The 12,901-nt window shown below is 37.2% G+C and carries 10 protein-coding genes and 1 pseudogene; 8 read left to right on the top strand and 3 right to left on the bottom strand.

Annotated elements, in window-relative coordinates; all coding sequences use genetic code 11:
- Nucleotides 1-1,221: 1,221 nt before the first annotated feature.
- Entirely contained in the window at nucleotides 1,222-1,737 is a 516-nt protein-coding gene (locus EGI31_RS11295; RefSeq protein WP_255037340.1) for a RidA family protein, read from the bottom strand.
- Nucleotides 1,738-1,863: 126 nt separating this feature from the next.
- Between EGI31_RS11295 and EGI31_RS11290 the strand changes: the two genes are divergently transcribed.
- A complete protein-coding gene (locus tag EGI31_RS11290; protein WP_255037339.1) occupies nucleotides 1,864-2,451 on the top strand; it encodes a hypothetical protein in 588 nt (195 codons plus the stop codon).
- A gap of 43 nt (nucleotides 2,452-2,494) precedes the next feature.
- Here the strand turns inward: EGI31_RS11290 and EGI31_RS11285 are convergent.
- Both EGI31_RS11285 and EGI31_RS11280 read right to left on the bottom strand, forming a co-directional pair.
- Nucleotides 2,495-2,983, bottom strand: a pseudogene (locus EGI31_RS11285) (glycoside hydrolase family 16 protein); the annotation flags it as partial.
- A 21-nt stretch (nucleotides 2,984-3,004) separates the two neighbouring features.
- Nucleotides 3,005-4,003, bottom strand: a complete 999-nt coding sequence (locus EGI31_RS11280; RefSeq protein WP_255037338.1) for a glycerophosphodiester phosphodiesterase family protein — start codon at nucleotides 4,001-4,003, stop codon at nucleotides 3,005-3,007.
- Between the two features lie 397 nt (nucleotides 4,004-4,400).
- On the opposite strand from EGI31_RS11280, the gene EGI31_RS11275 reads away from it, so the two are divergent.
- From EGI31_RS11275 to EGI31_RS11245, 7 genes are all read left to right on the top strand, one after another.
- Nucleotides 4,401-5,654: an ammonium transporter gene (locus EGI31_RS11275; RefSeq protein WP_255037337.1), complete on the top strand. Its 1,254-nt coding sequence runs from the start codon at nucleotides 4,401-4,403 to the stop codon at nucleotides 5,652-5,654.
- A 14-nt stretch (nucleotides 5,655-5,668) separates the two neighbouring features.
- Nucleotides 5,669-6,010, top strand: a complete 342-nt coding sequence (locus EGI31_RS11270; protein ID WP_255037336.1) for a P-II family nitrogen regulator — start codon at nucleotides 5,669-5,671, stop codon at nucleotides 6,008-6,010.
- 131 nt (nucleotides 6,011-6,141) lie between these two features.
- On the top strand, nucleotides 6,142-6,888 hold the full coding sequence (locus tag EGI31_RS11265) for a LytR/AlgR family response regulator transcription factor (protein ID WP_255037335.1): 747 nt from the start codon (nucleotides 6,142-6,144) through the stop codon (nucleotides 6,886-6,888).
- Between the two features lie 80 nt (nucleotides 6,889-6,968).
- A complete protein-coding gene (locus EGI31_RS11260; RefSeq protein ID WP_255037334.1) occupies nucleotides 6,969-8,846 on the top strand; it encodes a sensor histidine kinase in 1,878 nt (625 codons plus the stop codon).
- 118 nt (nucleotides 8,847-8,964) lie between these two features.
- Complete coding sequence (locus EGI31_RS11255) at nucleotides 8,965-9,264, top strand: LytTR family DNA-binding domain-containing protein (protein ID WP_255037333.1); 300 nt, start codon at nucleotides 8,965-8,967, stop codon at nucleotides 9,262-9,264.
- 3 nt (nucleotides 9,265-9,267) lie between these two features.
- On the top strand, nucleotides 9,268-10,632 hold the full coding sequence (locus EGI31_RS11250) for a hypothetical protein (RefSeq protein WP_255037332.1): 1,365 nt from the start codon (nucleotides 9,268-9,270) through the stop codon (nucleotides 10,630-10,632).
- Nucleotides 10,629-12,899, top strand: coding sequence for a VWD domain-containing protein (locus EGI31_RS11245; RefSeq protein WP_255037331.1), 2,271 nt, complete (start codon nucleotides 10,629-10,631; stop codon nucleotides 12,897-12,899). The genes EGI31_RS11250 and EGI31_RS11245 overlap by 4 nt, the downstream gene beginning before the upstream one ends.
- Nucleotides 12,900-12,901: the final 2 nt, after the last annotated feature.

Here is a 12,901-nt window from a genome sequence, read left to right as displayed (position 1 = left end):
AAATTGAGACTCTGTGTTTTTAATGTAAAATCTACTTTATTGCCACGAATTCACGAATAAAGCACGAATTAGGTATAGTTCAGATTTGGTTTGTGAAAATTCGTGAATTCTTGGCATTTTTATCGATATCAACAAAATCTTCATACTCTTTTCTACCATCATATAATTATAGTGAAGATTCTTATTAGATTTATCGAACACCCAGTTCCTAAATTGAGACTCTGTGTTTTTAATGTAAAATCTACTTTATTGCCACGAATTCACGAATAAAGCACGAATTAGGTATAGTTCAGATTTGGTTTGTGAAAATTCGTGAATTCTTGGCATTTTTATCGATATCAACAAAATCTTCATACTCTTTTCTACCATCATATAATTATAGTGAAGATTCTTATTAGATTTATCGAACACCCAGTTCCTAAATTGAGACTCTGTGTTTTTAATGTAAAATCTACTTTATTGCCACGAATTCACGAATAAAGCACGAATTAGGTATAGTTCAGATTTGGTTTGTGAAAATTCGTGAATTCTTGGCATTTTTATCGATATCAACAAAATCTTCATACTCTTTTCTACCATCATATAATTATAGTGAAGATTCTTATTAGATTTATCGAACACCCAGTTCCTAAATTGAGACTCTGTGTTTTTAATGTAAAATCTACTTTTTTGCCACGAATTCACGAATAAAGCACGAATTAGGTATAGTTCAGATTTGGTTTGTGAAAATTCGTGAATTCTTGGCATTTTTATCGATATCAACAAAATCTTCATACTCTTTTCTACCATCATATAATTATAGTGAAGATTCTTATTAGATTTATCGAACACCCAGTTCCTAAATTGAGACTCTGTGTTTTTAATGTAAAATCTACTTTATTGCCACGAATTCACGAATAAAGCACGAATTAGGTATAGTTCAGATTTGGTTTGTGAAAATTCGTGAATTCTTGGCATTTTTATCGATATCAACAAAAAATCCTACTTTTTTTCTACCTTCATACAACCATTCACCACCCAACGGCACACTTTAGTATAGAACCTTCAGAAACCGCAGCACCATGACCCATTCCAGGCTATTTCTTGCAAAATTTCAATCAAAATATTTGGATTAACCGTCACAATCTATCCCATTTCAAGTCCACTTTTTTCCAAATCCAAAGAGAGTTTCCAAAATTATTCTTAAACAATAAAATAATCCAACCAATCTACAATCCCAAATCACTCCACCTCCACAATCATCTCTATCTCCACCGCCATATTAGCTGGCAGCGAGCCCACTCCTACTGCACTGCGTGCGTGTCTACCTTTATCTCCGAAAACTTCCACCATGAGGTCTGAGAAACCGTTTATCACTTGTGGCTGTTGGGTGAAATCAGATGGACAATTGACCATTCCAAGCACTTTTACTATTCGTTTTACTTTGTCTAGTTCGCCTATTTCTGCCTTGAGTGCTGCCAAAAGATTGAGCCCAGTATTTCTAGCGGCGGCTTTGCCTTCTTCCAAACTCATGTCTACGCCTACTTTACCCGTGATAAATTTACCATCTGCTCCTGTTGGCCCCTTTCCTGAAAGAAAAATGAGATTCCCGGTTCTTACGGCATTCACATATGAAGCAATCGGCGGCTGTACTTTAGGTAAAACTATATTTAATTCCGTCAGCCGCTTTTCTATTTTTTGAGAAAAAACACTTTGTGCAATAAAAAACACTAATAAACTGATAATCAATTGTTTCATAATTTTGGTTCGGGTTTAAAGTGTATTTGAAAATTAAAAATAGATTAATTTTCTCAAAATCACCATTAATAAGTGTCACTTTCAAACAATGAAGGCGTCATAATAAAAAAACAAATACAATTTATTATGAAAAAATCATTCTCAATTTTAATCACATCATTGTTGTTGATATTCACAACAAACACATTTGCACAGTCTTCACTTGAAGGAATTCTAGACAAAGTAGTTTCTTTATCTGGTAATTCAGGTAATGGTTCACAAGTGGCAGATCTTTTAGGCAAAGGCGTTTCTATGCTAGAGCAGGAAGCAAATACTGGAGGTGCAGAAATGAAATCAAAACTTCTTGGTCAAGTGGGTGGATTGAAAAACCTCATTCCTTTGGCAACATCAGGTAAACTAAATGCGGGTAGTTTAGGAAAAATTGTAAACACAATAAAGATGTTAGTTGCAGCTAATAGACTAAAAAATATGTTGGGCGGCGGTAAGTCAAGTCTTTTGGGAAAAGGTTCAGCCATAACTAGCAATTTAAATTTATTACAAAGTGCTTCTTCTGTATTAGGATCTGGCGTTTCGGGTCAATTCTCAAAACTATTAAGTTCTACTACGAAAAGCGTAGGCAAATTAGACAAATCAGGTCTTTTTGGGAAATTAGCTGCTGGAGCTACTGAGAAAAAACTAGGCAAATTGGTAAATTTGGTTTCCGGTGCATTATAATATTTAATGCATAGCACAAAAATGAGTTGGGTTTTTACTCAACTCATTTTTTTTGAAAAACTCTCACATAATCCACTTCCATTTTTGCAGGAAAAATATCAGAATCTACGCCATATTTTCCACCCCAATTTCCGCCCACTGCAATATTCATGATCAAATGAAAACGCTTGTCGTAGGGCCATTCTTGAAAGTTCTTTTTGGTGTTTTTGAAACTGAAATATTTCTTGCCGTCATACAGAAAATCTATCTTTTCTTGGTCCCACTCTATACCATATTCGTGAAACTCAGTGTAAGGTGTTGGTATGAAAAACGAACCCGTTTTGTGTGTACCTATAGAATGATTGAACGCCTTGGTATGCACTGTTCCGTAAACCGTATCAGGCTCATATCCAACATGTTCCATTATGTCTATCTCGCCACTTTCAGGCCAACCGCCATATTCCCAGTCTGTAGGCAACATCCAAATGGCCGGCCATGTACCTTTGCCTTTTGGTAGTTTTGCCCGCACTTCTATTTTGCCATTGAGCCAGTCACCTTTCGTTTTGGTGACTAATCAGGCAGAGGTGTATTGTTTGTTTTCTTTGATGGTTTTGTTTGCAGAAATAGTCAAAATACCATTGTTAACAAATGCGGTTGAGGTGTCTTTTTCGGTATAAAACTGCTGTTCGTTATTTCCCCAACCAGAGCCTCCGACATCATAGCCCCATTTCTTATCATCTGGCAGGCCTTTGTAGTTAAACTCATCCGACCAAACCAATTTCCAATCTTTTTGTATAGGTGCATTTTTTATTCTTTCGAAAGCCAGTTCGGGCTCATTAGTAGTGATAAAATCGAAATCATTGGCTATCAGCCAATCCAAATCCTTGGCATCGTTTACGGTCCAAGCATTAAGACTTAGTCCAAGTTTTTTCGATTCAGCTATCCAGTCAGGGTTTCGTTTAAATACCGAGTAATGATAATCTGCACCATTGATTTTGTCGGCCTTTAGTTCGGTGGGCGACTTTGTGCCATTCAAATATTGCAAGTGGGCTTTGGTATCCAAACTTCTGATTTTCAATAACATTTCATAATCAAAACTGATATAATCTACGTATTTTTCCATTTTCATGGCTTTCACCAGTTCCACTACTTTCTGTGCCACCACACGGCCTCTTTCTACGCTCGAAGCGGGCTTTATTTCACAAACTAATCTTGTATTGGCATTTTTACCTGTTTTCAGGTATTCTTTTAAGGTCGGAATATTCTCGCCATTGCTGAGTTTAAAAGGCAAAAGCTCTTTGTATGTCACTTTCTCTATGGTCAGGCCATGGTAAGTGGGGTCATGATTTACCACCAAAACATTGTCGGCGGTCATGTGTACATCAAACTCCGACCCGATGCATTTGATATAAATGGCATATTTGAGAGATGCAATGGAGTTCTCTGGGAAGTTTTTGGCTTTCCAAGCTCCTCGATGGGCGACCACCGAATTGGGGTTCTTTGAAAAAGCTTCGCTGGAACAGATAGTTATAAAAAATAGTAGAAGGATTTTACTAAATAAAGAGAATTTCATTGTTAAGTAAGGTCGTTTTTTCAAAGTTAAAGAAAATATATTTCATTCCTTCAAAAAATACAGAACTACCCAAAATTTCAAAAAAACTTAACACATTTTGAATAAAATAAAGGGTTTATAAGTCAACATCAAGAATACAGTAACACTTAGTTTTCAAATAGATACAAAAAGCAAACTAAATTTTAATATTATAAATTTTTCCTACCTATAATTCTAATTTTTATCAATAACTCAAAATATTATTCGTCAAAACAAAGACTGTTCTTATGTTTAATTTTTCATTATTTTTAAGCATATTTTTGTTTTTATCAAAAATATACCATTAGTTTTGCACTGATATTTTTACAATTATTAAAAAATATACGAAATCGTGTATTTTTTATGTACAACAAAAAGAATGGACGAAATACAACAATTAGCTGCTAATCAAAAGGAGCTAACACACGCTATTGACAGCGTCTGGGTGGCTTTATGTGCTGCACTTATTTTTCAGATGGAAGGAGGCTTCGCTCTTCTAGAAGCAGGCTTTATCCGATCCAAAAACTCTATGAGTATTATAGCCAAAGTGATGATAGACATCATGTTTGGTGGCCTCGCATTTTATGCCATTGGCTTTGCGGTTGCATACGGCCCATCCAACGGCTGGTTTGCTTTTGGTACAGGCATTTTAAACGGCGACTTAGGCCTCAACCTCACCATTTCCAACAGTCTTTTTTGGTTTATCCAACTGGGTTTTGCTATCGCCTCTATTTCCATCGTGTCTGGTGCCATTGCCGAGCGTATGAAGATTTGGGCCTATGCCGTTTTTGTACTCATATTCTGTGTATTTATATATCCACTTGCGGCCAATTGGGTGTGGAATCCCAACGGCTGGTTGGCCAAAATGGGCTTCAACGACTTTGCTGGCTCCTCTGCCGTTCATGCAGTAGGTGGCTTTGCGGCATTGGCAGCGGCCATTTTACTGGGCCCACGCCAAGGAAAATACAATTCCGACGGTACAGCAAATGCCATACCTGGCCATAACCTCACTTTGGCCTCAATCGGAGCGTTTTTGCTTTGGTTTGGTTGGTTTGGCTTCAATCCTGGCTCCACGCTCGGAGCAGTTGGAAAATGGGAAATGATAGGCAAAGTGGCTGTAAATACTTTTTTGGCCTCGGCAGCTGGTGGTGTTTCTACCATGGCTTACACTATGCTTCGCTACAAAAAAATAGACATCACGATGGTAATCAACGGTGTGTTAGCTGGCTTGGTGGCCGTCACCGCCGGCTGTAACGTAGTTGGTCCGAATTCAGCCATCGTTATCGGTTTTTTTGCTGGTGTATTTGTGGATATTTGTGTGGTATTGATAGACAAAATAAAAATAGACGACCCAGTGGGAGCCATAGCTGTTCATGGCGTGAACGGTTTCTTTGGCACGGTGGCCGTTGGAGTATTTGCAGAAGAAAAAGGACTTTTATCTTCAGGAAAATTTGATTTTCTAGGTGTTCAAATATTGGGCGTAGTGGTCCTAAGTCTGTTTTCGTTTATTGCCACTATTTTAATCATATTTGTAATGAAAAAAACCATGGGCATACGTATCAAACACCGAGAAGAATTGGCCGGAATAGACGCTGTGGAGTTTGGAGTTGAGGCCTACACAACTTTTGAATAATAAAAATTAGAAATATGAAAAAAGTAGAAGCGATAGTAAAACCATCAAAGCTGGAAGCCATACAAAAGGGACTCACTGCTGCAGATATACCTTGTATGACCGTAATGCCCGTAAAAGGTGCTGGCCTGCAAAGAGGTTATTCGGAGATATACCGAGGTACCGAAAAACCTATGATACTATTACCTAAAGTGATGATTATCTGCGTAGTAAGCGACGAAAATCTCGAAAAATGCATAGATGTAATCTTGGACAATGCCTCTGAAGGAAACATAGGCGACGGAAAAATATTTGTTTATGACGTATATGATGCTGTCAGAATTCGAAATCGAGAACGAGGCGGTGGAGCTATTAAATAAACCAAAGAACCAAAAGCCAATTTCACATCGAGATTGGCTTATTTTTTAAACATTAACCTTAATATAAAAACCGCTGGCAGGTATTTCTATTTTAACCAAAAATCACTAATTTGAGTCGTTAATTAGTAAATATGCTGAGAGCCCTCATCCTAGACGACGAACCCGCAGGAGCTACCATCCTAAAATACGATTTAGAACAATATTGCCCTGATATTGAAGTGATTGCCGAGTTTAAATCGCCCATTGAAGCACTCAAATATCTAACGACAAACCGGGTGGATGTAGTGTTTCTGGATGTAACTATGCCGGTGATGTCTGGCTTTGAATTCCTTTCATGTCAGAAAAACATCGACTACCAAGTGGTGTTTGTTACGGCTCATCAAGAATACGCCATAAACGCATTTGATTTTTATGCGGTAGATTATATCGTAAAACCAGTTTCAAAAGATAAATTAATAAGAGCTGCCGAACGACTTAGGACAAGAGTAGGCTCCAAAACGGAATCGAGAATTGATGTGCTTTTGGAAAGTATGAAAAAAGAAGGCGATAAGGCAAACCATTTGGCAATTCCTACTATGGAAGGTTTCGAAATGGTGAATCTCAACGAGCTGCTATACCTCACAGCATCAGGTAATTACACAACATTAAAAGTGGGCAAAAAAGATAAGCTGGTTTCGAAAACAATTGGTGATTTTGAAAAAATACTTGACCCTTCACGGTTTGTACGGATTCACAATTCGGTGTTAGTGCAAATCAAAGAGATCAAAAAATACATTAAAGGTGATGGCGGACAAGTAGAAATGTCAGATGGTCAGGTACATTCTGTTTCTAGGGCAAACAAACCCAAGTTGCTAAGCATAATAAAAGTCGATTTCTGACTTCCACTCGTTGTAAAAATCAGAAAATCGTTTTTCGAATTGGTCAGAATACTTAATTTTCGAAATCAAACCATTTGGAAGTGCGTTATTTCGTTTTGGTAATTCTAATTTTCTTAATTAAAAGTGTCTACGCACAAGACACTTTGGATATCGCCTTAAACCAAACTTTCACCACGAGACATGTGCTTGTTTGGGTAGATAGTACCGGAAAGAAGTCTCCTGGTGATATTTTAAAGGCAAATTTCAGATCTGTAGAGAGCTATAAATTCCCGCGTTTGCTCACTTCTAATTATAAATATGGCTTTTTTCTAAAATTTATAATCAAAAATTCGTCTGACAAAAGCATCCCAGTACTACTTACGGCAGGCGATATGCTCAAACAACAAGCTTGGTTATCAATAAACGGAAAGCTCAATAAATTAGGCGAAGTGAGTCAAAAACTCAAAGAGTCGGAAAGACCCTATAAATACGACTACCGATATATAAAAACCGAAATAAAGTCTGGCCAAACATCAGAAATTTTCCTAAAATTCGAAGATCTACCGAGCAAGGAATTCATATTCAATCCAGCTGTTTTCACACTGGAACAGGAGGCCCTAAACCGTTTAGAAAATGTTTATCAAGATCGCACAGCGTTTTTCATCAACAGCATTTTATATGGTATACTTTTCTATATTTTTCTTCTTGCAGTAGCACTATATTATTTTACCAAGAAAACATACATTTCCTATTATTCTGGTTATTTGCTATTTATGCTACTCTTCCACGTTTACGGTTTTTCTAATTCGCCATTCACCGTGACACCTCTCAATATCATCCCATATTTAAAAATCGACCTCCGCCAAAATTTTTATGTTCTGGGCACTCAAATATTCTACATGCTCTTTTTGCGTGATTTTATGGATGTCAAAAACAGAGGAAACCGTGAACAAAAGATATTCTTCAAAATCATTTTATTAATTTTTGGAATATTTTCTGTAATAGAAGTTATCATATCTATGCTCCTAAAAGCATATGACATACAATTTTACCATTCAATTCTCACAGAGGTATGTGTATTGATATCGAGTATTTATTTGATCATCCGAATATTCTACTGGAAAAACCTCTATGTTCCAAATCTACTAAAAGCCGCAAGTATTGTACTGTTTGTTGGGGTTATTTTGGGATATCTCGGAAGTACCTTGGGTATTTCAAAAACTACCTCCGATTTGTTTCTTTTTTATCCCAACTATTGGTTCAATTTTGCGGTATTTGCCGAGGTCATGCTCTATTCATTGGCTATTGTTCAGGAGTTTTATAGAGGTCAAACAGAGCAAATCAGGCTTCAGAGGCAGTACGCCATCACCGAATTGAGCCTTTTGAGGTCGCAAATTAATCCCCATTTCTTGTTCAATACCCTCAACTCCATCAAATCATTTATAATCCAAAAAGACACAAGAGCAGCCACTGAATACCTAACAGACTTCTCTGATTTAATACGCACAATACTTGAAAAAAGCCGTGAGCATCTCATAAGTCTGAAAGACGAGGTGGAGTTTTGTGAAAGGTACCTACAAATAGAACAGAAACGATTTGACGGAAAATTCAACTACCACATAGACAGAGACTTAAACATAAATTTACAAGATTGGAATGTGCCGGCATTTATCCTACAACCCTATCTAGAAAACGCCATAAAACATGGCTTCAATAGTCTTGATCGGGAGGGAACGATTCGTCTAAGCATGAAAATACTTGACAAAAATCTGGTAATCAACATCCATGACAACGGTATTGGTCGTGAAGCTGCTTCTCGCCAGAAAAAAAGCAATCATAATTCCATGGGTGAAAAACTCATTGAAAGTCGTCTAGAGCTTATTTCTGATATATATCAATGGAACATAACAGTAAGCTACGAGGACCACAAAAATCCTACAGGTACCAGTGTGAGAATTGAAATTCCTGAGCTGCGTTAGTTATTTACTCAAATCGACAACATATTTAGTCATTTCTGGCAATTATCCAGTCTGACTGGTGAGGTATGCATTCATACTATAGATTCATCTTGAAAATCTCAAAACGATTTTGAAAGACATGAATCTAATTAACGCCATCCATGTGGGATCTCGAACCTTTTTGCCGGTAGATGAAATAGAATTCATTAAAGCCGACTTTAGTTACTCACATATTTTTCTAAAAAACGGAAATAGAATATTGGTGTCTACCAATCTCCAAAAACTCCAAGAACGTTTTGGTAAAACCATGGTACGTGTACACAGGAGTTTTCTGATTAATCCAGAAGCCAATATTGAAATATTCGGAAAAGAATTCATTTCTCCATCTGGCCGAAAAGGACTCATTAGCAGAAGGTTAGGTAAAAATTTAAATATTTAAAATATGAAAAAGCTTTTAGCCATTTTTTTATTACTGAGCCAATATTCTTGGGGACAGATTACCCTTACGCCAAATTCGGTGGGAATGAATATCAATCCTGATAATGAAATGCTCAAAGTATTTGGAAAAGGATTTTTGATTGAGGAAAAATTAAATCTAGTAAATGTTAACCCAAATTCAAATGTATTAAATTTAGTTTGTCCGACATCGACCACTACTTCTGACTCTGCAGGAATCGTCAAAGACCCTAATGGAAACAATCCCTATCTCCCGGGCAGTGCCTTAAATTGTGCCCTTACAATTCATGCAGGTGGCGACGGCTCTCCAATTCTTTTTACCTTTAACTCTATTGATCTGGGAACAGGAGATACTGTGTTTATTTCAGGTAGTACCCAGACTTTTATGTTTACAGGTAATCAAATTCCACCTCCTTTTTATTTAACTCCAAATTTTACTCCAGCCGGATATCGATTTTATATTAATTTTAAAACTAACACCGACATGAGTGCTGGCCAGGGTTTTGAGATTAAATATCAGAAAATAATCGAAAGTTCAGCAAATATAAATTACGGATCAGGAGGAAAAGTGTTTAGTTATGATGCCAAGAGCAATAACCTAAGAATTGGCAAAATCAACCCTTCTTCAACCATTTTCAAAGATGTTTTTGAATTTGGGAATAACAATGAGGTGGGTGAATCTTTCAATACAACTGTAATTGGAAATGAAAATTCTTCCAAATCTTTAAATTACATATTTGGTAATAATAATGTTCTTTCAGGTTATTACAATGTTGCAATTGGCCATCAAAATAATATAGCGAGAACAAATGCAATGGTATTTGGAAACAATTTGGTGTCAAAAAGTGGAAGTTCATTGACTTTAGGTTTTTTCAATGAAATGTCTGATAATCCTCAGACATTTGAATCCTCATCAGATAGATTATTCCAGCTTGGAAATGGAAACAGCAATACAACCCGCAGCAATGCCCTTACTATTCTCCGAAATGGCAATGTGGGTCTAGGAAACACTTCCCAAACACTATCACCTGATAGCCGCTTAGTGATAGATGGATTTACCAGACTTGGCACCGATGCCCCAAAAATCAAAATGAAGGAAATCTCTGGAAAAATGCCAGCCGCTAATGCAAATGGAAATTACCCACATGGACTTACAGACACCCAAATACTTTCAATAGTGGTATCAGCAGAGGTCAACAACCAATTTATCCCACCAAATTATACCGGAAATCCTTCTTTAGAATATAATTATTATTGGGCCACAGGGAATCTGTACATTCTCAATAAAAATTTGAACAGCTCAGGATTGGCTGATGTACCATTTAAAGCATTTATTACTTATAAAGAATGAAAAAGATACTTTATTTGGTTACCACAGTAATACTTCTATCTTGCTCGAAAGAATCAGTTCCAGTAACTGAAACATCGAACTTCAAATTTGCCGAACCAGCTTCTTTGGCCAAAGCCCAGCAAGCCATTATTACCAACCCTAACTTGGCGGTAGGTTATGTAGCATCATACGAGGACAAAAAACTGCAAGTCATAGCCTCTGGCAAGAAAAACACCAAAGGTGAAATGACCAATTTTGAAAAATTGATTTTGGTAAATACCACCAATAATGCTTGGATAAAGTATGACTTCAACGCTGATTTTTTACCTTCAAAAGCTGAAACATCCACTGGTTTTATCATTGAATTTAGCAATTATCAAGGAACAAAATTTGATATCTCTGTTAAGAAAAAGTCTGACGGAAAGGAGCTTACTTCAAAAAAAGGCGAGGTCATGTTTGAAGGAAATCTCGAATTGGCTCAAAAGGCCAAAGCCTATTTTGCCAATGGCATAGACTATACCAAAAGTGGCCGAGGTCAAGGCATTTTGGCCTGTGATAAAACCATAGGCGGTATTGCCGCTGGAGCATATATTGGGCAAAATATTGCTGGTTGTATCACAGCAGGCGTGGCTCTATTGGCTGCTCCAGAATTGGGTATTTTGGCGACTTTTACGGCGGGTCGCACCGCTCTGGACGCCTGTAGTGAAACCAAAAAATTGATTGACAACCTACAAAACAATAGGCCTGCAATTCAATGTCCCGAAGCCGGCGGAGCAGAGCAAAGTTGTTTTTCGAATATCGTGAGCGAAACAGGCCAGGCATTGTCGAACTGCGGGCAGACCGTGGCCAATACCTGGCTTACACGCAAGGCCTGTGAGTGCAACGACGAACTCCAAACAAGGGGCTTACTTGATGGTGTGGGTGGAGGTCAGGGCGACCCACATCTTACCACTCACGATGGATTTGCTTATGATTTTATGGGTCATGGCGAATTTACAGCTGTTCAAAGCACAACAGACAAATTGCTGATTCAAGTGCGACAAGAACCCATGAACGCCAATGAAAAAAGAGCCACAATCAACACAGCAATCGCCGTGAGGTTCGACAAAGACGTTGTAAATGTATTCTCAAATCCATTTAGGTTATTGATTAATGGTGAAGTTCAAAACGAGACTTTTGTATCAAAACGTCTTTCGGATAATACCTTGGTTACTAAAAATGCAGAAGAAATAAGGGTTTATTCGTCCACCAAAGATGAGGTCCTAATAAGATACAAATCTCGGATTGATTATTTGGTCTATTTGAATGACGCTCGAAAAGGTAAATTAAAAGGTCTTTTGGGTGACTTTGATGGTAATAGAAATAACGACTTGGTATTATCAGATGGCAAACCATTGACCGATCGCTCATTTAAAGGCTTATACCCCACTTACGCAGACGCCTGGAGAATTAAACAAGCGGAATCCATATTCACTTATGAAAGTGGCAAAAATTCTTTAAGTTTTACTGATGTCAAATTCCCATACCAAGAATTTACATTTAGTCTTTCAGCCCAACAACAGGCCGAAAGTAAATGCCGACAAGCAGGCATTAACAGAGAGCCTTATTTAAGTCAATGCATTTATGATGTGAGCCTTACAGGCGATATTTCTTTTGCAGAATCGGCCAAATGGAGTCAAAGTTTAGCTACCATGACCTCTTTGCCTGTTTCATCTGATATTAACTATTTTCAAAATGTAAGAATAGAAACAGGTACTCGTCAGAACCAAATTGATATAAAAAATGCAATAGATTTTGATGAGGGTAAAACCTACACTTTGGCACAAGCAAAATCAATTAATGGTATTGATGCCGTAGCTTTTTATGACATTATCCAAAATTCTATTTGCACTTTCGCTTATCTAAAAACTTGTGGGTTTTCGTGTGGCGTAGGTTCTTTAAATGATGTTTTGAAAACCATTCCTTGGAGTATCTGGAATACAGGTATGATACAACTTTCTAATGGTTCAGACAAAGCTTTTAAGTTACAAATTACCAATTTGGATTTCTACAATACACAGAACTCTGCTGGAATAAATACGCTTTTACAGAGCAAACTCAATAAAAACTCAGAGTACGAAAATGGCCAAGCCGTAATCGAAAATTTTGATAGAGGCATAGATAACCAAAATGTTTTCGCCTTTATTACCAAAGAAGGCAAGCAAGGACTTTTTAGGATAGTGGGTACTGGTATTAATCCTGTTACAAAAATTTCATATTATGATATCGATATTAAAATTCAAAAGTAAAC

The organism is Lacihabitans soyangensis (assembly GCF_024343775.1).
GTDB classification, from domain to species: Bacteria; Bacteroidota; Bacteroidia; order Cytophagales; family Spirosomataceae; genus Leadbetterella; species Leadbetterella soyangensis.
This window is presented reverse-complemented; position numbering and strand designations above follow the sequence as displayed.

What these genes read in the sequence shown, in the direction of transcription:
- EGI31_RS11280 (WP_255037338.1), bottom strand. Translation starts at nt 4,003, where the DNA reads ATGAAATTCTCTTTATTTAGTAAAATCCTTCTACTATTTTTTATAACT.
- EGI31_RS11270 (WP_255037336.1), top strand. Translation starts at nt 5,669, where the DNA reads ATGAAAAAAGTAGAAGCGATAGTAAAACCATCAAAGCTGGAAGCCATA.
- EGI31_RS11250 (WP_255037332.1), top strand. Translation starts at nt 9,268, where the DNA reads ATGAAAAAGCTTTTAGCCATTTTTTTATTACTGAGCCAATATTCTTGG.
- EGI31_RS11275 (WP_255037337.1), top strand. Translation starts at nt 4,401, where the DNA reads ATGGACGAAATACAACAATTAGCTGCTAATCAAAAGGAGCTAACACAC.
- EGI31_RS11290 (WP_255037339.1), top strand. Translation starts at nt 1,864, where the DNA reads ATGAAAAAATCATTCTCAATTTTAATCACATCATTGTTGTTGATATTC.
- EGI31_RS11265 (WP_255037335.1), top strand. Translation starts at nt 6,142, where the DNA reads ATGCTGAGAGCCCTCATCCTAGACGACGAACCCGCAGGAGCTACCATC.
- EGI31_RS11295 (WP_255037340.1), bottom strand. Translation starts at nt 1,737, where the DNA reads ATGAAACAATTGATTATCAGTTTATTAGTGTTTTTTATTGCACAAAGT.
- EGI31_RS11245 (WP_255037331.1), top strand. Translation starts at nt 10,629, where the DNA reads ATGAAAAAGATACTTTATTTGGTTACCACAGTAATACTTCTATCTTGC.
- EGI31_RS11255 (WP_255037333.1), top strand. Translation starts at nt 8,965, where the DNA reads ATGAATCTAATTAACGCCATCCATGTGGGATCTCGAACCTTTTTGCCG.